Consider the following 21,209-nt stretch of genomic DNA (forward strand, 5'->3'; position numbering starts at 1 on the left):
GGACGAGCCGGCCAGGCGATCCCGGCTGAGCCGCGGCTACGGCTTCCTCGACCCTGTCCCTGAACCTGGAGCCGGTAAGTGACCCCTGATCCGAGCACGCTTCACCCGCTGCCCGCGCACGAGCGGGTGGTCTTCCTGAAACCGCTGATCCGCTCGCCGAAGATCACGGTCGGCGATTACACCTATTTCGACGATCCGGACGGCGCGACGGAGTTCGAGCGGCGCAACGTCCTCTACGGCTACGGGCCGGAACGACTGATCATCGGCAAGTACTGCGCGATCGCCGCCGGCACTCGGTTCCTGATGGCCGGTGCCGACCATCCGGCGCTGGGACCGTCCACCTTCCCGTTCACCATGTTCGGCGGCGACTGGACGGAGAGGACGCTCGACCTCGTCACCGGCATGCCGAGCCGAGGCGACACGGTGGTCGGCAACGACGTCTGGTTCGGCCACCAGGTTACCGTCCTGCCGGGGGTGACCATCGGCGACGGGGCGATCGTGGCGGCCGGCGCGGTGGTCACCGCGGACGTGCCGCCGTACACGATCGTCGGCGGCAATCCGGCGCGGCCGATCCGGCAGCGGTTCAGCGACGCCGAGGTTTCCGCGTTGCGCCGCGCGGCCTGGTGGGACTGGCCGGTGGAACTGGTCACCGAGCACGTCCGGATGATCATGGCAGGCACCGCGGCCGACCTTCTCCGGGTCGCCGCCGAGAATGGATTGGCAGGTTCCGCATGAGCCGCATCGGCATCGAAGAGTTCCCTGTGCCCGGCGAGGGGCCGTACGCGATCGCCCTCGGGCCGGACGGCGCCCTCTGGTACACCCTGGTCCGAAGTGGACACATCGGCAGGCTGGCGCCGGGCGGATCGCCGGAGAGCTGGCCGCTCGACCCGGACAGCGGCCCGACCGTGATCGCGGCGGGCCCGGACGGCGCGTTGTGGTTCACCGAGTACCGGGCGCACCGTATCGGGCGAATCACCACCGACGGTGTGGTCACCGAGTTTCCCTTGCCCACACCGGAATGCGGGCCCTACGGACTCGCCGCCGGCCCCGACGGGGCGATGTGGTTCACCGAGATCGCCACCGACCGCGTCGGCCGGATCACGGAGTCCGGCGACGTGACGGAGTTCGCGCTGCCGACGTCCGGCGCCTTCCCGTCGGCCATCGCCGCGGGGCCGGACGGCGCGTTGTGGTTCACGATGAACCAAGCCGACGCCATCGGCCGGATCACGATCGACGGAGAGGTCACGGTGCACGGGCTGCCGACCCCGGCCGCCGGACCGGTCGGGATCGCCGCCGGGCCGGACGACGCCTTGTGGTTCGTGGAGATCGCGGCCGGACAGATCGGCCGGATCACCGTGCAGGGGGAGGTGACGGAATTCCCGCTGCCCGACCGTGCCGCGCGGCCGCACGCCATCGTCCGCGGAGACGACGCGTTGTGGTTCACCGAATGGGGCGGCAACCGGGTCGGCTCGATCACCCCGGGCGGTGCCGTCGAGACGTATCAACTGCCCACGCCGGGCTCCGAGCCGCACGGCCTCGTGTTCGGTCCTGACCGCGCACTGTGGACGGCGTTGGAGCTGGGGAAGCTTGCCCGGATCGATGTGCGAGGAGTGATTCGATGAGGAGCACGATCGACGCGGAATTCGAGATCGACAGCTGGGACGAGAAGCCCTACGCCGAGCCGCCGGACGGCCCGAAGCTGACCCGGATCGTCATCCGCAAGACCTACCGCGGAGCGTTGGCGGGCACCGGTGTCGCCGAGGTGCTCACGGCACAGGGCGACGCAGGCGCCGGTTATGTCGCGTCGGAACGCATCGAAGGAACTCTCGACGGCAGGCCGGGTTCGTTCGTGATCCAGCACGGCGGGCTGGCGGACGGGGACGAGCAGAGCACCTTCGGCGCGGTGGTCCCGAAATCCGGCACGGGGGAGCTGGCCGGGTTGTCCGGGCGGGCGGTAGAGGCACTGCACGGGGTGTTGACGCTGGAGTTCTCGTTCAGCACCGGCGATGTCCCGTGATCGACCGGACGACACGCGTGATCCGTCGGGCGGAACGTGCCTGAGCGAGCCTGGCGGGACCCCCGCCATGAATCCAGGACAGATGTCATGCCCGCCGGCTGACTTCCGGACGACCTGCCGTGCGCGCCCTGGCATAGGTTCCTGATATGACCGAGGCGACGATCACTGCCACTCTGGACCGGTTGCTGGCCGCGATGGGCCGCCGCGCGGGCAAGCCGGTGGCCACCGCGGCCGTCTGGTTCGTCACCGCGGCGGCCGGCGTGGCGCAGCTGGCGCACCCCGGACTGCTGGACCAGTTCCGCCGGAACCCCGCCGCACTGGCCGACGGCGAGTGGTGGCGGATGGTCACGCCGATGTTCTTCCAGGACGGACATCTCGTCGGCATGATCTTCAACCTCGCGACGCTCGCGGTAATCGGTGCGCTGGCGGAGAGGCTGCTCGGGCCGGTGCGATGGCTGGTGGTGTACTTCGGCTGCGCCCTGATCGGCAACGCGGTGAGCTACCTGTGGCTGAATCCGACCGGGGCGGGCAACTCGATGGCGGTGTGCGGGCTGCTGGGCGCGCTGGCGACCGCGATGCTGACCGCGGGCCCACGGTTCGGGCTGACGATCCCGGCCGGGCTGCGCACCGCGGCCCTCATCCTGCCCGCGTTGGCCATCGTGGACACCGTGCTCCACGACAATCACGGTCTGCCCTTACTGGCGGGAATGGTGCTGGGGCTGATCTTGTCGCCACGACGCGCCTAGGGGGCGAGCCCATCGACGAGCCGCTGGGTTCGCTCGGCCCTTTCCACCCGGTTCTGGACGCGGTAGAGGTCGTGTGCGTCTTGCCAGCTCCGGCGGGCCGCCTCCCGGTCTCCGAGCGCGACGTGGACATGCCCGAGGATGTCCTCCACCTGCGCCACGAAGTAGCTGTTGCCGAGCTCGCGAAGCATGGCGATCGCCTGTTCGCACAGCCGCAGCGCCTCCGGGTGACGTCCGGCCTGGTGCGCCAAGAACCCCCGGATCGCCAGCGACAGTGCCTCCCCGTTGCGGTTTCGGTGACGCCGATGGAGATCCAGGGCCGAGGCAACGTACGGGGCGGCCTGCTCGTGACGGCCCATGAGCGCGAAACACCACGCTGTCTGGTTGAGCGCCCGGGCTTCCCATTCCTCGTTTTCGGCCGACTGGAAAAGGCGCACCGCGCGGAGGATGTTCTCCAGCGCGAGACGGATCTCGCCCTGCTCACTCTTCGCCCAGGCGAAGATCCGCAGGACATGGGCTTGGCCGGACGGATCGCCGAACCGCTCGGCCAGCGGCAGTGCCCGCTGGAGGTGATCCACGGCCTCGGTATGCCTTCCCTGCAGGGCGTACGCCTCGGCAAGCTGCCGATGCGCCAAGGCACGCACGGCCGGGTCGCCCGTCCGCTCGGCCGCGACCAGCCCGAGACACCCCACGGTGACCTGGTCATTGAGCCGTCCCACCCGCCAATGGAACGTGTGCAGCGCCAGCGCGAACCGCACCGCCGCCGGATTCCAGCCGAGCTCGACGGCCAGCCGCTGGGCGGCCAGCACGCAGGTGTGCTCGTCGTCCAGCCACGCGAGTGCCGCGGCCTCGTCCGGGAACGTCAGCGGCAGGCACCCCGGCACGGCGGGAGCGACCTGGATCGCCTCCCGATGGGGGTCGAGCAGCTCGTCCGCCGCATGGGCGGTGTGCAGGTAGAAGTCCACGACTCGCCGTAGCGCGTCGAGACGGCCGCCGGTGCCCGCTTCGTCGCGTGCCGTCTCGGTGACGTAGCGCCGGACGAGGTCGTGCATCCGGTAGCGGCCGGCACAGTCGTGGCCGACCAGGGACTTCTGCTCGAGCCCGCGCAGGAGGGTCCTGGCCCGGGCGACAGTCGTGCCGGCGAGGCTCGCCGCCGCGGGCAGGCCGATGTCCGGCCCCGGCGCGAGACCGACGAGGACGATCGCTTCCGCCTCGTCGCCGTCGAGCGCCTGATGCGACCAGGAGAACACCGCGGGCAGGCTGGCCGCCGGATCCGCGGAGTCCAGCGCTTCGACTCCCGCTTCGTGCAGCTCGGCGGCGAGACCGGCGAGGGACGAGTCCTGATGGGTGGCCGCGTTTCCCGCGACGATGCTCAGCGCCAAGGGGAAACCGCGGCAGAACTCGACCAGCTCGTCCACCACGGCGGGTTCGGCGTCGACCCGGGTGGCGCCGAGCCGGTCGGTGAGCAGCGCCCGGGCCTCACGGTCGGTCAGCACGTCGAGGAACAGCGGACGGGCGCCGTGCCCGGTCGTCAAACCGGGGAGCCGGCTGCGGCTGGTCACCACGACGGCGCACGAGGGGCTGCCGGGCAGCAGCGGGATCACCTGTTCGCTCTCGACGGCGTTGTCCAACAGGATGAGCAGGGCCTTGTCCGCCACGATGCTGCGGAACAAGGCCGCCTGGGCGTGCGGGTCCGCGGGAATCCGGTCCGGGGCGAGACCGAGACTGCCGAGGAAGCCACGGGTCGCCACCGCGGGGCTCATCGGCAGCCCATCGGAGCTGAAGCCTCGCAGGTCGACGAACAACTGGCCTTCCGGGAAGCGGTGCAGGTTGTCGTGCGCCCACCGCAACGCCAGCCACGTCTTGCCGATCCCGCCCGCACCGCCGATCACGACCAGCCCGTGCGGCCGGTCGTCCTCGTCCATCAAAGCGGTGAGAGCGGCGAGTTCGTCATTCCGGCCGACGAACGAGCGTGGCAGCGCCGGAAGCTGCCGTGGCACTTGCGTACCGGCACCCACCGCGACAGGGCGAAGGGCCTGTCGCGGGGGATAGGGATGGTCCGGCAGACCGATCCAGCCCACCGTCGAGGTCTCTTTCACCTGTACCGAAACCGGCCGGAACGTGGCCGGATCGACGACCCGACTGTGCCGGACCACCTCGTCGAAGAACCAGTCCGAGGTGATCAACGCCAGCACGCCCGGCGACTCGGCCAGCGCGGCCCGGAGAGGGGCCGCGTCGAGCAGCCGGAACGTGAGGTTCACCGCCGCCGCGGCGACACCGTGCTCGTCATAGGCGACTTCGCCGGCGTGCAACGCCATCCGCAGCCGGATCCGTTCCTCACTCGGATGCACCCGGTTGTGCTCGCCCACCGCGGCGGCGAGGGCCTGGGGGAGAGAGTCCACGAATGGCGCTTTGGGTATCTGCGCGGGCACGAGGACGAACACCGCGTCGCCGCGATCCTCGTGATCGCAATCCGCCCACGACGCCCCGATGTCGTCGAATGACCGACGGAGAATTTCGTAAAGTGCGGCACGTACCACCAATTGATGCGCATTGGTACGTCGCCGATCGCCGAATCCCTCGATATCCACGACGAACACCGTGCGATGCACGGAATACGGTTGCCGCTCCATCGCCGCCCTCCCACGCGAGAAGCTACGCCATCACCCATTGTCCTGCCACTCAGCGGGAACCGCATCATCGACGTCCCCTGAGGCCGCACCTGAGTGATCTTTTCCGTGACCTCCGGAAATTTGGCTTATGACTTCCGGTCTTTCGTGATCGGCAAGAATTGAACCATCATCGGAGAGAGACACGATGATGACAAGAACGCGCCGGATGGCGACAATTTTGGCAATTCTCGTACTCGGGATCGGGAGCGTCTTCGCCGCACCCGCGTCGGCCGGAACCATGTCGTCCGGCACCGCGCAGGCCGCGTGCACCGGGTCAGGCTCGTGCGGGTTGGGTGAACCTGCTGGACAGCGCACGGTCAAGAACCAGTGGCGCTGCTGGTTTGACGCCCGGCTGTACTACCGGATCAACGGCATGCGGATGACCAGCCACTGCCAGCCGCCCGGGCGCACGCGGTCCGGCCGGACGGCGTGCTCCCGGTGCCGTGTGGCGACTCAGATGGGTTCGGGGGCGCGACTGGGATCCCGTTCGGGCACGTTCGCCTCGACGCGCTCCATCAGCAGCGCGAACGACATGACCAGCAGCGGGATCACCAGCACCATCCACATGATCCTTCTGGTACCCGGATCGGCCGCCGGGCAATCGCTCCCATCGGTTCTTTCACCCCGGCGGTCACATCGGTTCAGTGTGGACCGGTTCGCCGCACACTGCGGCCCTCACGGACCGTTTTCCCAGTTCAGACACACAGTGACCCCTGGTTGCGAACCCCTGTTCGGGACCCGCTAAAGTACTCACATCGCACTCCACGGAGCGCGGGTCCGGGCTGTGGCGCAGTTTGGTAGCGCACTTGACTGGGGGTCAAGGGGTCGCAGGTTCGAATCCTGTCAGCCCGACCGGAATGAAGCGGGCCTCCGCGGCTGATAAGCCGCGGAGGCCCGCTTCATGTTTGTCAGGGTGTCGTTCCGGTTCAGCACAGCGCTCGGTGCCACCTCGATGGGCTCGGGGTCACTGAGGGTTGCCGGCGTGCGTGAGGGTCTGCCAGGCGACGAACAGGGTGTTGGTGCCCGCCGGGCGCTGCCGCAGGGTGAGGGCCTCGGTGTTGCTCATGGTGTGCCCGAGGCGCGTGTGAAGGTGGTTGTAGCCGACTTCGGTGATCGGGCCGAGGCCGAGCTTCAGGGTGCCGCCGCACAGCCATGACGGGACGGCGGCGCCCATCTGGTACTTCGCGTGGAAGCCGAGGCCTTCGCGGAGGCGGTCGGCGATCTCGGGGTAGAGGTCCTGGCCCTGGATGCGGGTGGTCTCGGCGAAGTCCGCGATGGCGGCGAGGCCGTAGCCGGTGTGCGTGAAGTCGCGGCAGGTCTCCTGGGAGAGGCCGTTGACGAACGTCGTCTGGCCTTGCCAGTACTTCACGATCTTGTCGCGAGTGTCGAGACCGCTGCCGGGCGCGGTCTTCGGCAGCGCGCCGTCGCTGGTCAGGTAGAGGTAGGCGGGGACGCGGGTGCGGAACTTCGCGACGGCCTTGTCGTAGGCCGCTTTGTCGTCGAGGAACACGGCGATGCCGATCGCCGCCTCGGTCATGCTGAGTTCCCAGTTCCCGTTGCTGTGACTGCCGTTGATCACTTCGGGCAGGTAGACGTTCCGGAGCATGGTGCCGAAGCGGCCGGAATTCGGCCAGCTCGTATAGGTGTGTTTGATGATCTCCGCGGCGCGCGGCCAGGAAGAGGCCGACCATGCCGACTGCAAGGGAGCGTTGCTGTTCGTGTGATCTTTCAGTACCGCCGACCAGGCGTCCATGATCTCGATCGCCTTGGTCGCGTATTTCGCGTCGCGCGTGATGTACCAGGCGAGCGAAAGGGAATAGGCGGCGATCGCGTCTTGCCGTTCATCGGTACAGCCGATGTTCGGATTCGAATAGGAACCGCATTCGACGATGGCGCGTGGTTTCGGTGACCGGGACAGTGAGGCGTACGAGCTCGACATCATCGCGTCGTAGGCCTGTTTCCACGGTTGCTCGCCGGCTTGCACCTTGGCGCGCACGAAGTCCAATTGCGGGCGGCTGACCAGCACGCCGGGATGGGTGAAAGTGGCGGGCGCGGCCTGGGCGGGGGCGCTGAAAAGGCCTAGTGCCAACGGGACGAGCGTGGTCAGGGCGAGCAGTTTCCTCGGTAGGGACATGGTTCTCCTCGGGCGGGTGTGAGCCAGGTCACCGGCGGCGCATGCTTCAGTGTCATGGTCTGAACCAGTTGCGTCAAGACCTTTATTCGACCCGAAAAGAAAGAAGATCCGCCCTGTTCAGCGGGCTGAACGAATCAGTGTGGCCAGTGGCCGACGAAGGCGGGGCTCCCGACCGGATAAGTGCCGATCAGCCGCCAGGTCGCGCGTTCGTAGGCCTGGATCGCGTCACCGCTCTGCGCCGCGACATAACAATGCTCGCCGACGAACGAGAAGTGCCGCGGCCATTCGCCGGTGCCGTGGTCGGCCACAGCCACACCGTCGAAAGTGAACTCGGTGATCCTCTCGGGGCCCCGGTTCGACAGGAACAGCCGGTCTTCGTGCAGGACCAGCTGCGCCGGGAGGTTCTCACCACCGGGTTCGAGCGTCGCAGGAACGGAATTCTCGACGGCGAACGTGCCCGGCGGCTCTTCGCGCACGGTCACCAGCGAAGCGGCCAGCTCGCCGACGACGTACGCGTGGTTCGTGCCGGGCCGCCGGACCAGTTGCCGCGGGCCGGTCCCGGCGGGCAGCGTCGACACCGAAAGCGGGATCAGTTCGCCTTCCTCGCCGAGGCGATAGCTGCGGATCTCGTCGGCGCCCAGGTCGACCGCGCTGACCAGCGTGCCGGATTCGTCGATGACGGCCATGTGGACGTGCGCGGCTTCTTGTCGCTCGGCGTTCGGGCCGGTGCCTTCGTGCTGGACCAGCGCGGTCCGCACGGTGGGCACCCCGTCCGGGCCCAGCGCGAACGCGGCCAGGCTGCCGCCGCTGTAGTTGGCGCACAACAGGTTCCGGCCATCGGGAGTGACGGCCAGATGGCATGGATCCGCTCCGCCGGTCGGCAGCGAGTTCAACGCCGACAGGGTCCCGTCTTCGGCGACCGCGACGGCGGTGATCGCGCCTTCGGCCGTCTCGTTCGCGGCGTAGAGCACCGGAAGCGTGGGATGCGGGGTCAGCCAGCTCGGCGAGTCCAGCGCGAGCGAGCCCGCCGGCGTCAGTTCCCCGGTCCGCGCGTCGCGCCAGAACGTGGCGATGCCCTCGCCGGCGCCGTTGGTCGCGGCGGTGTAGGAGCCGACGATGAGCAGAGTCCGGTCGTCGTTCGCAGAAGTCACGAGGCACACTGTGCAGCAAGCCGAGGTGGAGGTGAATCCCTTTTGACCACATCCTGCGCGATCGTTTCGGGAGCGGCGTCCGGTATCGGCGCGGCGACCGTCGCCCGCCTGGCCGCGGCCGGCCACACCGTCGTCGGCGTCGACATCACCGAGCAACCGGGGCTCAGGCACAGCGTCGTCGGTGATGTATCCGACGAAGACACGTGGCGCCGAGCCGTCGAGCTGGCGGAAGAGACGTGCGGCGGGGTCGATGTCCTGGTCAGCAACGCGTTCACCGCGGTGATGGCACCGCTGCACGAGCTCGGCAGGAAGGACTGGGACCGCCAGCTCGATGTCAACCTCGCGGGCGCGTATCTCGGTGCCAGGGCGTGCCTGCCGTCGTTGCGGGAGCGGCGGGGGTCGATCGTCCTGGTCTCCTCGGTGCACGCCATGGTCGGTCTGCCCGGGAGGCCCGCCTACGCGGCGAGCAAGGGAGCTTTGGTGGCGCTCGGCCGTCAGCTGGCCGTGGAGTACGCGCCCGACGTCCGCGTGAACTCCGTGCTGCCCGGCCCGATCCTCACGCCGGTCTGGGATCGCGTGGACGAGGCCGATCACGCCCGCGCGGTCAAGGCCACCCCGGCGGGACGGCTCGGGAATCCCGCCGAGGTGGCCGAGGTGATCGCGTTCCTGACCTCGTCCGCGGCCTCGTTCGTCACCGGGACGCAGCTGGTGGTCGACGGCGGCTGGTCCGCGACCAAGGACTCGGTCTAGCCCCGGGGTGCCGATGACCGGCACCCCGGGGAGACCGTCACTTCAGCGAATTGTCCACTGTGGTCATGAGGGTTCCGGTGTCACCGGACATCTCCCAGGCCATGACCCCGAGCAGTCCTCTCGTCTTGAGCCAGGCGACCTTCTGCTGGATGGACCAGGCGTCGTCGAAGGTCCACCATTGCCCGGCGTTGCCCGTGTAGCACGACGTGGCCACGGCCGCGGTGTCGTGCTGGACGGCGCAGTTGGGGACACTGGCCAAGAGATTCGCGTAGCCACGAGTACCTGCCTCCTCGGCGAACTGGCCGGGCGCGGCTCCGGTCGCGCTCTGCCATTCGCCCTTCTTCCCGCCGTCCGCGACCCCTTGCCAGCCTCTCCCGTAGAAGGCGAGCCCGAGGGTCAGTTTCCGTGGATTGGCCCCGGCTTCGGTGTAGGCGTTGATCGCCGACTCCACGCTGAACTTGAAGTTGTACGGATCGTCCGCGTCGGCGTAGAGGTTCCCCTGGTGGCCGGTGCGGTTCGGCTCCCACGAGTTGTCGCTGCCCGAGCCGTGGAAGTCGTAGCCCTGCACGTTCGCGACGTCGAGGTAGTCGAAGATCTTCGGGATCTCCCAGCCGCCCTTCACCTTCGCCGGGTCGGCGGGGGTGAATGCCTGCAGTTCGTACCGCTTGCCGGTGGTCGCGCCGTAGGCGTCCATTTGCGTGCGGAACTCGGCCAGCAGGGCGGTCAGGTTCGTCTTGTCGTTGGCGCTCCAGTGGTTCCCGGGGTGCCCGTCGGGGCTGCCCGGCCACTCCCAGTCGATGTCGATGCCGTCGAAGATGCCCGCGGCCGTGCCCGGCCCGCCGGCGCCGCCGTACGCCTTCACGTTCCCCTTCAGGTACGTGTCGATGCACGACGCGACGAACTTCTGCCGCGACTCGGGCGTGGCCGCGACGTCGGAGAAGTACTTCGAGTAGGTCCAGCCGCCCAAGGAGATGAGCACCTTCAGGTTGGGGTACTTGGCCTTGAGCTTCTTCAGCTGGTTGAAGTTGCCGCGCAGCGTCTCCCAGCCCGTGTCGCCGACACCGTCGACCGACTGGGACGCGGACATCGGCCGCGAATAGTCGGCTTCCGCGTCGCCCGCGCCGTCACCCTGGCTCGGGTCCTGCGGATTGGCCGTCGTGCCCTTGGTGACACCCGAAAGACAGGTGTGGTTGACCGGGTCGATGTTGCCGAACGCGTACAGCAGATGGGTCAGCTTGGCAGCCGAACCGTTGGTCACCAGGTTCTTGACGAAGAACTGGCGGCCGTAGATGCCCCACTGGACGAAGTAGCCGACCCGGGCGTACCCGTTCACGATGTCGCCGGTGCGAGCGCTGACGGCGGCGCTCGCCGCGGAGACGTTGTCGTACCCGTCACGGGCTTTCACCGTGAAAGAGTACGAAGTGGACGGTGACAGACCGGTCACCGTCGCGGTCGTCCCGGTCACCGTGGTCGCGAGGGTCGTGCCGCGGTAGACGTCGTAGGAGACGACGCCGGTGTTGTCCGTGGACGCGTTCCACGCCAACGAGATCGAGCCCGAGGTGACCGCGGTCGAGCGGAGGTTCGACGGCACGGTCGGCGCCTGGGTGTCGTCGCTCGGGTTGTTGGTGGTCACCGCCAAGGCCGGGGTGGGCGGGGACTTGGCGTCCTTCCGGTCCTTGGCGACGACGGTGAAGCTGTAGGCCGTGTTCGGTGTCAGCCCGGTGATCCTCGCTTCGGTACCGGTGACCGAGGTCGCCAGCTTGGTGCCCTGGTAGACGTCGTAGCCGACGACGGGCAGTGAGCCGGGAGCCGCGGCGTTCCATGCCAGCGCGGCGGTCGTGGTCGTCTTCGCCACGAGACGCAGGTTGGCCGGGGTCGACGGCGGCGCGTCGCCCGAGCCGTCGCAGTTGGCGTCGTCGATCCGGCACGTGGTCGGGTTGACCGCGGAACTGAGCTGGAACGACGGGCTGTAGGGATAGGTCGAACGGCCCGGCGCGAGCGACTTGATGTAGAACGCCGGGGTGAGGGTGACCTGGTTGCCCGTTTGGGAGACCGTGGCGTGGGAGCCGCTCGTGGCGGTCACGCCGGCGGGCACGGTGAAGGTGATGGACCAGTCGGCGACGGTTTCGCTGCTGGGGTTGGTGACGGTGTACTCGCCGGTGGTCCCGGCCAAGGCGAAGGCGGCGCGGAGGCGGCCCGCCGCCAACGCCGGATTACCCGCGGCCACGAGGAGCCCGGCGGCGAGGAGTGTCACGGTGAGTGCGCTGAGGAGTCTTCTTCTGGTGCGTCTCATGGCGGTTCTCTCCAAAAGAGGCGGCGAGACTGACCTGCTCTGAACTGGCGCGTGTGGTCTAGACCACAGATGAATGTAGCGCGGAGCGCATAAAAGGTCTAGACCGATTCGTCGGTCGTGAACCGTCCTGTCGCGCGCTCGGCGGAATCCGGCGCCGGAGCCGCCCTGCCGAAACGAAAACCGCGGCGCCGCTCGAGAGCGACGCCGCGGTTCGAAGTGGTGCGGAGGGTCAGCGGCCGGTGAAGATCGCCTTTCCCGGGCCGTCCGCGAGGAACGACTTCACCGCGCCGCGCAGGTCTTCGGTGTCGAAGAGCCCGGCGGCGATGGTCGTGATGTGCTCGTTCGCCTCGGCGACACCGCCGTGCTCGTAGTGCTCCAGGACCTTCTTGGTGGCGGCGTGCGCCCGCGTCGGCCCCTGCGCGAGGTCGGTCGTGAAGGCACGGACGGCCTCGTCGAAGCCGTTCGCGGGGAACACCCGGTTGACCACGTTCCAGCGTTCGAGCGTCGCGGCGTCGTAGGTCGCGCCGGTCATCACGAACTCCTTGGCGCGGCCGACGCCGGCGCGGGCGGCGAGCCGCTGCGTGCCGCCCATGGTCGGGGTCAGGCCGACGACCCGTTCGACCAGGCCGAACTTGGCCTTTTCGCTCGCGAGGATGATGTCGCAGGCGACCGCGACCTCGAACGCCCAGGTCAGGCACAGGCCGTGAGCGGCGAACACGGTGGGGAACGGGAGTGCGGCGATCCGGTCGGGGATCGCCAGCATCTCGTCGAAGAGCACCTTCGCCTCGGCCGCGCTCGCCTGGGCGTCGAACAGGGAGACGTCCACCCCGCCGCTGACGATCTTGCCCTCGGCGCGGATCAGCGCCGCGCGCGGCGGCGTGGCCTCCAGTTCGCCGATCGCCTCGCCCAGCTCGCGCTGCAGTTCCGCCGTGTAGAGATTCAGGGGCGGTGAAGCGATGGTCAGGACGGCGAGGTCGTCTTCACGGTCGAGGCGGATCGAGGTGGCCAAGGCGGGTTCCCTCCGGTGGGTCGGTTTCCCGTGACCCTAGCCCGAGGTCGCCGCGAGTTCGTCCCATTGCGCCTGTGCTTCTGGTCGCCATTCGACGTGCTTGCGGTGGAACAGGTCCGCCGCGCGCACGCCGCTCCAACCGTCGGGAAGGAGTTTTAGCGGAAGCCGGGGATCGAGGAACGGGAAGCTGCGCCATTCGTGGACGAGTTCGGTCTGCGCGCGCAGGACGCCGTGTTCGCCGGAGGGCCGCGCGCCGGTGAACCGGTCGATGAAGTCCTCGTAGCGGTCCTTCAGTTCGCTCAGGTCCCAGGACCGCGCGACCATCGTCTCCTGATCGCCGACGTCGCCATACGCGGCGGTGAACGACATAGCCTGCGCGTCGAGGCCGAGTTCCTGCACGATCTGCTGGGCCTCCCGCTGGCTGCCGAGATCCGGGCTGACCCAGACGCCCGCGACCGGCGAGCCGAACCCGGCCCACGTCAGGCGCGTACGGAGCCTGTGCCGGAGATCCCGCTTCGCTTCGGGGACCGAGACGATCAGCATCAGCCAGCGTCCGTCCCAGGCCTTTTCGTCGTTGCCGAAGGCGTAGATCCGTTCCGCGCCTTCGGTCAGCAGACGCCTGCCTGGTGGAGTGAGCGACCAGCGCACTCTTCGCCCGACGCGTTCGGACACGACCCAGCCCTCGGCGGAGGACCGGGCCAGCGCCTGCCGGGCGGACTTCTCCTCGATGTCCAGCACTCGCAGGGCCTCGACCAGCGTCGACGTCCAGATCGGCTGGTCGCGGGGCAGGACGTACTCGCCGAGGATGGTCATCAGCAGCGATCGCGCGCTGGCATGACCGACCTCCCGCCGCCTGCTCAGCGTCGGCCTACGGGTACCGCCTTTCTGCTGGTGGACGACGGGGACCGGGGTGGCGGAGTCCGCCATTTGCTGTCACCGACCTCAATACTCGGGGGATTCGTTCGGGTCCAGAAGAACAACCAGGTTACCCACGTTCCGTGATCGCTTGGATACTTGCCACTCTTCCGAGGGACCACGAGCTGTTCAATCGGTCCCCGTAGACTTACCGATCTCATGAGCGCCACACTCGTTGCCAAGAATCTCGCCGCCGGCCACGGCGACCGTGTTCTGTTCTCCGGTCTCGACCTGGTCGTCGCCCCGGGCGAAGTGATCGGTCTCGTCGGTGTGAACGGCGCGGGCAAATCGACCCTGCTGAAGACCCTTGGCGGCCTCGTGCCGCCGGAGGAGGGCAGCGTACGGCTGAACCCGCCGACGGCCACCGTCGGTCACCTCCCGCAGGAGCCGGAACGCCGCGAGGGTGAGTCCGTCCGCGCGTTCCTCTCGCGGCGCACCGGCGTCACCGCCGCCCAAGCCGAGCTCGACGCCGCCACCGAGGCACTCACCGCGGGCGAACCCGGCGCGGACGACGCCTACGGGCTGGCCCTCGACCGCTGGCTCGCGCTCGGCGGGGCCGATCTGGACGACAGGGCGGGCGAGGTCGTCGCGGATCTCGGGCTCACCGTCAACCTCGACCAGCCGATGCTGTCGTTGTCGGGAGGGCAGGCGGCGCGCGCAGGGATGGCGTCGCTGCTGCTGAGCAGGTACGACATCTTCCTGCTCGACGAGCCGACCAACGACCTCGACCTCGACGGCCTGGAACGGCTCGAGCGCTTCGTGACCGGGCTGCGCGCCGGGACGGTGCTGGTCAGCCACGACCGGGAATTCCTCGCCCGCACCGTGGACCGTGTTGTCGAGCTCGACTACGCGCAGCAGCAGGTGCGGACCTACGGCGGCGGTTACGAGTCGTATCTGGAGGAGCGTGCCGTCGCGCGCCGGCACGCCCGGGAGGAGTACGAGGAGTACGCGAACACCAAGGCTTCGCTCGAATCCCGTGGTGCGATGCAGCGTTCCTGGATGGAGAAGGGCGTCAAGAACGCCCGGCGCAAGGCCACCGACAACGACAAGGTGGGCCGCAAGTTCCGAAGCGAGGCCACGGAGAAGCAGGCGTCGAAGGCCCGCCAGACCGACCGCATGATCGAGCGGCTCGAAGTCGTCGAAGAACCGCGCAAGGAATGGGAGCTGCGCATGGAGATCGCCGCCGCGCCCCGGGCGGGCGCGGTCGTGGCGACCCTGCGCGGCGCGGTGGTGCGGCGGGGCGGGTTCACCCTCGGACCGGTCGACCTGCAGATCGACTGGGCGGACAAGGTCGCGATCACCGGGGCCAACGGCGCCGGGAAGTCGACGCTGCTGGCGGCGTTGCTCGGGCGGGTCCCGGTCGACGAGGGCGCCGCTTCGCTCGGTTCCGGTGTCGTGGTCGGGGAAGTCGATCAGGCACGGAAGCTGTTCCTCGGCGATCTTCCGCTGTTCGAGGCCTTCGCCCGCGAGGTGCCGGAGCTGGCCGACGCCGACGTGCGGACGCTGCTGGCGAAGTACGGGCTCAAGGCCGCCCATGTCCTGCGGTCGGCGGCCACCTTGTCGCCGGGGGAGCGGACGCGGTCGGCGCTGGCGCTGCTGCAGGCGCGCGGAGTGAACCTGCTGGTGCTCGACGAGCCGACGAACCACCTCGACCTGCCCGCGATCGAGCAGCTGGAGTCGGCGCTGGCGGAGTATCCGGGAACGCTGCTGCTGGTGACGCACGATCGCCGGATGCTGGACGCGGTCGCGACGACGCGGCGGCTGGAAGTGGCCGACGGCAAGGTGACGGAACTCTGAGCGTTTAGTCCTCTGAATGCGGGTCAGCCCTTGGTGGCGCCGCCGGTGAGTCCCTTGACGAACTGCTTCTGCAGCGCCAGGTAGAAGATCAGCACCGGCAGCGTCGCCAGGAACATCAGCGCGAACACGCTGCCGAGATCCGCCTGGTACTGGCCGATCGAGCGGTAGATCCCGGTGGTGACCGTGGTCCCCTGGCCGGGGCCGAGGATGATCAGCGGGTCGATGAAGTCGTTCCAGATCCACACCCCGAGGAAGATCAGCACACTCGCGGTGGCCGGGCGCAGCAGCGGGAACACGATCCGCCAGAACACCTGCGCCCGGCTCGCGCCGTCGAGCAGGGCGGCCTCCTCGAGTTCCACCGGCACCCCGCGGATGAACCCGGTGAACACGAAGACCCCGAACGGCACGTAGTAGCCGACGTTGAACAGCACCAGGCCCTGGACCGTCGCCATCAGCCCGGTCAGCCGCAGTACCTCGGTGACCGGGATGAGGATCACCTGGGGCGGGATCATCAAGCCCGCCAACAGGATCAGCGCGAGCACCTTGGTCCACCGCCTGCCGGAACGCGCCAGGTAGTGCCCGAGCATCGCCGAAAGCACGGTCAGCACGATGATCGACAGCAGGGTGACGAGCAGGCTGTTCGCCAGGCTCACCCAGAACAGGCCGTCGGGCCGGGTGAGCACCGCGTGGATGTTGGTCAGCGTCGGTGGCAGCGGGATCGAGGCCGGCTCCCGGGCGATCCGATCGCCGGGCTTGAAGACGTTGACGAGCACGTAGTACAGCGGCACGGCGAAGAGCGCGCTCACCAGGATCGCCGCGACGGGCCGGAGTTTCGCGGTCACAGGTCGACCTCCCGCCGCCGCAGGAAGCGCAGCACGATCGTGGTCAGCGTCGCCACGATCACGAGCATCACCATGGCCATCGCGGACGCGTAGCCGACGTGGTTCGCGTCGAGGCCGGTGGCGAGGACGTCGAACGCGATGGTGGCCGTGGTCCCCGAACCGGGCCCTCCGTTGGTGACCACCTTGACGTAGTCGTAGGTCTTGAACGCCGAGATCAGCAGGACGACGGTGTTGATCGTCAGCGACGGCGCGAGCAGCGGCCAGGTCACCGCGCGAAACCGCCGGACCGGCCCGGCGCCGTCGATCTCCGCTGCCTCCAGCAGTTCGGCCGGGACTCCCTGCAGGCCCGCGAGATAGACGACCACGCAGAACCCCAGCATCTGCCAGCACACGATGGACGCGACCGAGTACAGCGCCAGATCCGGATCGGAAAGCCAGCCCGGGGGATGCTCGACGCCGAGGGCGCGGAGCGCGTCGTTGACCGGGCCCCGGTCGTCGAGCAGTTTCGTCCAGATGATGCTGACCACGACGGAGCTGAGGATCACGGGCGTGAAGAACACGCTCCGCAAAGCGTTGTACAGCCAGCCTTTCCGGTCGAGCAGCAACGCGACGCCGAGCCCGAGCACGTTCGGCACGACGACGACGATCACGGTCAGGATCGTGGTGACCCGGAGCGCGGTCAGGAACTGTTCGTCCTGGAACAGCAGCCGGTAGTTCTCGAGACCCACGAATTCCGCGGGCGGGCTGAACGGGTTGTGGTTCGTCAGGCTGTACCCGAAGCTGATGAGGATCGGTGCCAGGACGAAGCACAGGTAGATGACGACGCCGGGCGCGCCGAACGAGGCGAAATGCCACACCCGCGGCAGGATCGGTTTTCTCCCCATCGTGGCGTCAGCGCGCCTTCGCCCACTCGGTGTCCAGGAACGCGCACGCGTCGGCGACCGTCTTGCGGCCGGTGATGACGTCCTGCGCGGCCTGATAGACCTTGTCCTTCATGCCCGGCAGGAGTCCGTCGTCCGCGGTTTCCCAGCTGAAGGCGTTCACGACCGCGTTCTTCGCGACGGCTTCCCGGTAGAGCTCGTAGCCCGCCTTGAAGACCGGACCGACGTCGGCGGGCGGCGTGTAGCCCTTGATCGCGGGGAACAGGCCGTCGGCCTTGACCGAAGCGTCGATCTGCTCTTTGTCGAGCTGGAACGCGAGCGCGAACTTCCTGGCCGCGTCGAGGTTCCGCGACTTCGCGTTGACGACGATGCCGCCACCGGTGTAGGCGGGCACGACGAGTTTCCCGTCCTCGGAAGGGAAGTTGAAGACGCCGATCTCGAACGGAGGCTTCTTGGCGTCGGCGCTCGCGGCGAACCAGTTGCCCATCGGGTACATCGCGCCTTCGCCGTTGAGGAAGGCCGCCTCGGTCGCCGAGTAGTCCCGCGAGACCTGAGTCTTGTCGAGGTAACCCTTGGCCACCAGATCGGCGAACTTGCCGAAGGCCTGCTGGAAGGCCGGATCGGTGAACTTGACCCGGTCGGCCCGCCGCTGGGAAAGCCAGTCCGGTGTCTTGCCGTAGACCTCGACGCTGACCAGCCCGTCCAGCAGCATCGCGGACGGGAACCCTTCCTTGCCGCCGCCGATGGTGAACGGCGTGATGCCTTTCGCCTTCAGTTTCTCCGACGCGGCGAGCAGTTCCGCCCACGTCTTCGGTGCCGACGTGATCCCGGCCTCGGCGAAGAGCTTCTTGTTGTAGTAGATCGGCGGGATGGTCTGGGTGTTGGCGGGCAGCTGGTGGTGCCCGCCCTTGATCGGGTTGGCGGCGGGGAACTGGAAGTCCTTGAGCTCCTCGGGCGTCCACGCGTAGAGGTTGCCCGATTCGGCGAACCCGGCCGAGTCGACGGCGATCGCGACGTCGGGGAACTGGCCGGACTGCAGGAGTTGCTTGGCGTAGCCGGTGCGGTCGGTCGACGGGGCGACCAGCTTCTTCACGCTCAGGCCGGGATTCCGGTCCGTGACGCGTTTGATGGCGGAGTCCCAATAGGACGGTGGGAGGTTCGGCGTTTCGAACGTCAGGAAGGTGATCTCGCCGCCGGAAGCGTCGGTTCCGCCGCCGACGGCGCATCCGGTGAGGCTCGCGGCGAGGAGTAGTGCGGCTCCCAACGCGAAGGACCTTCTCATGCCCCAGTCACCCTTCTCGCGGTGATGCACGGCGTCTCATAGACGACGGCATTCGATCGGATGTCTAGGGGGATGTCAAGCAGCTTCAGGGGCCGTTATCGGGCGAAAAGGGCCGATACATCTGATCTATCGCGGCGCTCAGACCTTCGTCAGCCGGATCACCGCACTGGCGAAATCGCCGTCCGGCAGACCCGGGAACAGGCCGTGTGCCAGCAGCGCGGCGCCGTGCCACACCTTTCCGGTGCCCTCGTCGCGGTAACGGGCGGCGGGGTCGAGTCCCTCGAGCCGGACCGGTCGTTCGGGAGTATGGAAATGTGCCGCTTGCCGGAACACGAACACCGCCGAGCGTCCGCCGTCGTCGGCCACGTACTGCAGCGCGGAGACACCGTCGGAGGTCGGCGGTACGAGCCGGTGGAGCCTGCCGTGCTGGACGATCGGCCGGATCTCCTTGTACAGCGCGATCTGTTCGCGCGCGTAGCCGAGATCCCCGTCGGACCACCGCACGATGTCGCCACCGATGCCGAGCACGCCGGCCATCGCGACGTGGAACCGGAAGCGCAGGGGAGTGGACCTCTGGGTGACGAAGTTGGGGTCGTCGGTGACCCATGCCGACATCGCGCGCGCCGGGTACACCTGGCCGTAGCCGTGCTGGATGACGAGCCTGTCGAGCGCGTCGGTGTTGTCGGAGGTCCAGACCTGATCGGTCCTGGCCATGACGCCGAGGTCGATCCGCCCGCCACCGCCGCTGCACGCCTCGATCCGCAGTCCGGGATGGCGGGCGCGGAGGCGGTCCATGATCGCGTAGACCGACCGAGTGTGTTCGACCCATAGCGTGTCCGGGTCACTGCTGCTGGGCCAGCCCGCTTCGCTGAAGGGGCGGTTCATGTCCCATTTCAGGAAGTCGATCCCGTGCTCACTGACGAGTGAGTCGAGCGTGCCGAACGCCCACTCGGCGACGTCCGGACGGGCGAAATTGAGCACCAGCTGGTTTCGCAGCTCCGAACGTGTCCGATGTGGATGGTGCAGGACCCAGTCCGGATGGGCGCGGTAGAGGTCGCTGTCCGGGTTGACCATTTCGGGTTCGACCCAGAGCCCGAACTTCATGCCGAGCTGATGTACTTCGCGGACCAGCGGTTCGAGACCGCCCGGGAACTTGTCGCGGTTGACGTGCCAGTCGCCGAGGCCGGCGTGGTCACCGTTCCGGGCGCCGAACCAGCCGTCGTCCATCACGAACAGTTCCACGCCGAGCGCCGCGGCTTTCTCCGCCAGCGCGCGTTGCCCGGCTTCGGTGACGTCGAAACCCGTTGCCTCCCAAGAGTTGTAGAGCACCGGCCGGAGTTCGCCGGGATGCGGGAGGACATGGCCGAGCGTGTACGCGTGCCAGGCGCGGCTCGCGGCACCGAATCCGCCCTCGGTGTACAACCCGGCGAAGACCGGCGTGGTGAGCGTGTCGCCGGGTGCGAGCCGGGGGACGACGCCGTCCTGGCCGAAGCCGCCGGTCACGGTGAGGCGGCCGGTGGAGGAGCGGGTCGTGGTGATCCGCCACGAACCGCTCCACGCGAGCGCGGCGCTGTAGACGTCGCCGTGCCGCTCGGTGGTTTCGCCGTCGTCGAGCATCACCCACGGATTGGCGTGATGGCCGGTGATGCCGCGCCTGCTGCCGAACGTGGTCTCGCCGTGGGGGACGGGCTCGCGGAGCAGCTGGCTCTCCGCGGCCCAGCGGCCGGTGACGTGGCTGATCCGGTAGTCCGGCCGGATCGGCACCACCCAGGTCGCCGAGTCGGCGCGGATGATCTCGATCGGGCCATCTGTGCCGTCGTGGGCGAGTTCGGTCCAGCGCTCGATGACGTCGGTGCCCGCGGGGATGCGGTAGCCGAGCGTGATCCGCAGCGGGTAGTGGCGATCACGGAAGCGGACGAGTAGCCGTCCGTCGTCGATGTCGTGGCCGAGGTACCGCCATTCGAGGGCGCGGGTCCCGTCCGCGAACCGGACCTGGAGGGCGGGGGTCCAGTACCGGGTGCCGCCGTCGGCGGCAAGCTCGTCCAGTCCCTCGTTGGGATCGTTGAAGGCGTCCCAACGTTCCTCGGTCCGGCTGAGGACGTCGGTGAGCTGGCCGGCGGTGAGTGCCGGGCCCCAGTAGACGTGGGACGGCGCGTCGCCCTCGGTCAGCCTGAGCGCGTAGCTCGTGGCTGCCGTGCGGATGAGCCAGGAACGGGTGCTCTCGTCGAAAACGATCTCGGCCACGGGCCCATCCTGACGCCGAACGCCGGTGGCGGCCAGTGGCTCCCGCTCGGCGGTACATCGGGCGTCGTGAGTGGCGTTTCGGGTCAGGGCCAAGGGTGTCTTAGGTACCTGCTGAAGGTGGCGGCCAGGTGGTCGCGAGTCCGTGAAGGCCTCCTTGCCTACCCTGAAGGTAGGGAAGGAGGCCTTCACGGACTACGCGATCGCCACCTCAGCCTCAGCAACACCACCAGCCCCAGCAGTCACAGCGACTGCGCGTGAAGGACCCCTTCCCTCGGCTCAGCCGAGGAAACTCGACCTTCACACCTTCCCCCAGTACATGAAGGCCCCCTTCCTTGCGCCAAGCGCAAGGAAGGGGGCCTTCATGTACTGCAGGGGCGAGCAAGAGCGGCGGTGGCCTGGTGGGGCACGTCTCGTGAGTGGCGGGGGGGGGGGGTTTCCGACAAACCCCAACACCCCCCCCCGGGGGCCCGCCCGCCCCG

General features: G+C 68.5%; 17 protein-coding genes and 1 tRNA gene. 7 read left to right on the forward strand and 11 right to left on the reverse strand.

Features of this window, described 5'->3' with window-relative positions:
• Nucleotides 1-78: 78 nt before the first annotated feature.
• The 4 genes from ACIRGA_RS02165 (at nucleotide 79) to ACIRGA_RS02180 (ending at nucleotide 2,763) form a co-directional block, all read left to right on the forward strand.
• Nucleotides 79-735 carry a CatB-related O-acetyltransferase gene (locus ACIRGA_RS02165; protein ID WP_400935784.1) on the forward strand — a complete coding sequence of 219 codons (657 nt, stop codon included), beginning with the start codon at nucleotides 79-81 and terminating at the stop codon, nucleotides 733-735.
• Nucleotides 717-1,622: a virginiamycin B lyase gene (locus ACIRGA_RS02170; protein ID WP_400936182.1), complete on the forward strand. Its 906-nt coding sequence runs from the start codon at nucleotides 717-719 to the stop codon at nucleotides 1,620-1,622. The genes ACIRGA_RS02165 and ACIRGA_RS02170 overlap by 19 nt, the downstream gene beginning before the upstream one ends.
• Nucleotides 1,619-2,017, forward strand: a complete 399-nt coding sequence (locus ACIRGA_RS02175; protein ID WP_400935786.1) for a DUF3224 domain-containing protein — start codon at nucleotides 1,619-1,621, stop codon at nucleotides 2,015-2,017. Before ACIRGA_RS02170 ends, ACIRGA_RS02175 begins: the two co-directional genes overlap by 4 nt.
• A 146-nt stretch (nucleotides 2,018-2,163) precedes the next feature.
• Nucleotides 2,164-2,763, forward strand: coding sequence for a rhomboid family intramembrane serine protease (locus ACIRGA_RS02180; protein ID WP_400935788.1), 600 nt, complete (start codon nucleotides 2,164-2,166; stop codon nucleotides 2,761-2,763).
• Here ACIRGA_RS02180 and ACIRGA_RS02185 read toward each other — a convergent pair.
• Together ACIRGA_RS02185 and ACIRGA_RS02190 are read right to left on the reverse strand one after the other, a co-directional pair.
• On the reverse strand, nucleotides 2,760-5,162 hold the full coding sequence (locus ACIRGA_RS02185; RefSeq protein ID WP_400935790.1) for an ATP-binding protein: 2,403 nt from the start codon (nucleotides 5,160-5,162) through the stop codon (nucleotides 2,760-2,762). The genes ACIRGA_RS02180 and ACIRGA_RS02185 overlap by 4 nt on opposite strands.
• Nucleotides 5,163-5,423: 261 nt before the next feature.
• Nucleotides 5,424-5,702 (reverse strand): hypothetical protein, encoded by a 279-nt coding sequence (locus tag ACIRGA_RS02190; RefSeq protein ID WP_400935791.1) that lies wholly within the window; start codon nucleotides 5,700-5,702, stop codon nucleotides 5,424-5,426.
• Between the two features lie 508 nt (nucleotides 5,703-6,210).
• On the opposite strand from ACIRGA_RS02190, the gene ACIRGA_RS02195 reads away from it, so the two are divergent.
• Nucleotides 6,211-6,284, forward strand: a tRNA-Pro gene (locus tag ACIRGA_RS02195).
• Nucleotides 6,285-6,396: 112 nt separating this feature from the next.
• On the opposite strand, the gene ACIRGA_RS02200 is transcribed toward ACIRGA_RS02195, so the two are convergent.
• Both ACIRGA_RS02200 and ACIRGA_RS02205 read right to left on the reverse strand, forming a co-directional pair.
• Nucleotides 6,397-7,566: an alginate lyase family protein gene (locus tag ACIRGA_RS02200; protein ID WP_400935793.1), complete on the reverse strand. Its 1,170-nt coding sequence runs from the start codon at nucleotides 7,564-7,566 to the stop codon at nucleotides 6,397-6,399.
• A 134-nt stretch (nucleotides 7,567-7,700) separates the two neighbouring features.
• The gene (locus ACIRGA_RS02205; RefSeq protein WP_400935795.1) at nucleotides 7,701-8,717 is read right to left on the reverse strand and encodes a lactonase family protein; all 1,017 of its coding nucleotides are present in this window, start codon (nucleotides 8,715-8,717) and stop codon (nucleotides 7,701-7,703) included.
• 42 nt (nucleotides 8,718-8,759) lie between these two features.
• Between ACIRGA_RS02205 and ACIRGA_RS02210 the strand changes: the two genes are divergently transcribed.
• On the forward strand, nucleotides 8,760-9,467 hold the full coding sequence (locus ACIRGA_RS02210) for an SDR family NAD(P)-dependent oxidoreductase (RefSeq protein WP_400935797.1): 708 nt from the start codon (nucleotides 8,760-8,762) through the stop codon (nucleotides 9,465-9,467).
• A 37-nt stretch (nucleotides 9,468-9,504) separates the two neighbouring features.
• On the opposite strand, the gene ACIRGA_RS02215 is transcribed toward ACIRGA_RS02210, so the two are convergent.
• From ACIRGA_RS02215 to ACIRGA_RS02225, 3 genes are all read right to left on the reverse strand, one after another.
• Entirely contained in the window at nucleotides 9,505-11,721 is a 2,217-nt protein-coding gene (locus tag ACIRGA_RS02215) for a glycosyl hydrolase family 18 protein (protein ID WP_400936183.1), read from the reverse strand.
• Between the two features lie 268 nt (nucleotides 11,722-11,989).
• The gene (locus ACIRGA_RS02220; protein WP_400935799.1) at nucleotides 11,990-12,769 is read right to left on the reverse strand and encodes an enoyl-CoA hydratase/isomerase family protein; all 780 of its coding nucleotides are present in this window, start codon (nucleotides 12,767-12,769) and stop codon (nucleotides 11,990-11,992) included.
• Between the two features lie 36 nt (nucleotides 12,770-12,805).
• On the reverse strand, nucleotides 12,806-13,696 hold the full coding sequence (locus ACIRGA_RS02225) for a PaaX family transcriptional regulator C-terminal domain-containing protein (RefSeq protein ID WP_400935800.1): 891 nt from the start codon (nucleotides 13,694-13,696) through the stop codon (nucleotides 12,806-12,808).
• 147 nt (nucleotides 13,697-13,843) lie between these two features.
• Here ACIRGA_RS02225 and ACIRGA_RS02230 point away from each other — a divergent pair, with 147 nt between their 5' ends.
• The gene (locus ACIRGA_RS02230; RefSeq protein ID WP_400935802.1) at nucleotides 13,844-15,481 is read left to right on the forward strand and encodes an ABC-F family ATP-binding cassette domain-containing protein; all 1,638 of its coding nucleotides are present in this window, start codon (nucleotides 13,844-13,846) and stop codon (nucleotides 15,479-15,481) included.
• A gap of 23 nt (nucleotides 15,482-15,504) precedes the next feature.
• On the opposite strand, the gene ACIRGA_RS02235 is transcribed toward ACIRGA_RS02230, so the two are convergent.
• The 4 genes from ACIRGA_RS02235 to ACIRGA_RS02250 form a co-directional block, all read right to left on the reverse strand.
• Nucleotides 15,505-16,323 carry a carbohydrate ABC transporter permease gene (locus tag ACIRGA_RS02235; protein WP_400935804.1) on the reverse strand — a complete coding sequence of 273 codons (819 nt, stop codon included), beginning with the start codon at nucleotides 16,321-16,323 and terminating at the stop codon, nucleotides 15,505-15,507.
• Nucleotides 16,320-17,180, reverse strand: coding sequence for a carbohydrate ABC transporter permease (locus ACIRGA_RS02240; protein WP_400936185.1), 861 nt, complete (start codon nucleotides 17,178-17,180; stop codon nucleotides 16,320-16,322). The genes ACIRGA_RS02235 and ACIRGA_RS02240 overlap by 4 nt, the downstream gene beginning before the upstream one ends.
• 34 nt (nucleotides 17,181-17,214) lie before the next feature.
• A complete protein-coding gene (locus ACIRGA_RS02245) occupies nucleotides 17,215-18,486 on the reverse strand; it encodes an extracellular solute-binding protein (protein WP_400935806.1) in 1,272 nt (423 codons plus the stop codon).
• A gap of 138 nt (nucleotides 18,487-18,624) precedes the next feature.
• Nucleotides 18,625-20,730 carry an alpha-galactosidase gene (locus ACIRGA_RS02250; RefSeq protein ID WP_400935807.1) on the reverse strand — a complete coding sequence of 702 codons (2,106 nt, stop codon included), beginning with the start codon at nucleotides 20,728-20,730 and terminating at the stop codon, nucleotides 18,625-18,627.
• Between the last annotated feature and the right edge of the window lie 479 nt (nucleotides 20,731-21,209).

Source organism: Amycolatopsis sp. NPDC102389 (genome assembly GCF_044765885.1).
Classification (GTDB): Bacteria; Actinomycetota; Actinomycetes; order Mycobacteriales; family Pseudonocardiaceae; genus Amycolatopsis.

Coding starts and splice junctions, on each gene's coding strand:
- ACIRGA_RS02200 (WP_400935793.1), bottom strand. CDS start 7,566: ATGTCCCTACCGAGGAAACTGCTCGCCCTGACCACGCTCGTCCCGTTG.
- ACIRGA_RS02175 (WP_400935786.1), top strand. CDS start 1,619: ATGAGGAGCACGATCGACGCGGAATTCGAGATCGACAGCTGGGACGAG.
- ACIRGA_RS02245 (WP_400935806.1), bottom strand. CDS start 18,486: ATGAGAAGGTCCTTCGCGTTGGGAGCCGCACTACTCCTCGCCGCGAGC.
- ACIRGA_RS02225 (WP_400935800.1), bottom strand. CDS start 13,696: ATGGCGGACTCCGCCACCCCGGTCCCCGTCGTCCACCAGCAGAAAGGC.
- ACIRGA_RS02180 (WP_400935788.1), top strand. CDS start 2,164: ATGACCGAGGCGACGATCACTGCCACTCTGGACCGGTTGCTGGCCGCG.
- ACIRGA_RS02230 (WP_400935802.1), top strand. CDS start 13,844: ATGAGCGCCACACTCGTTGCCAAGAATCTCGCCGCCGGCCACGGCGAC.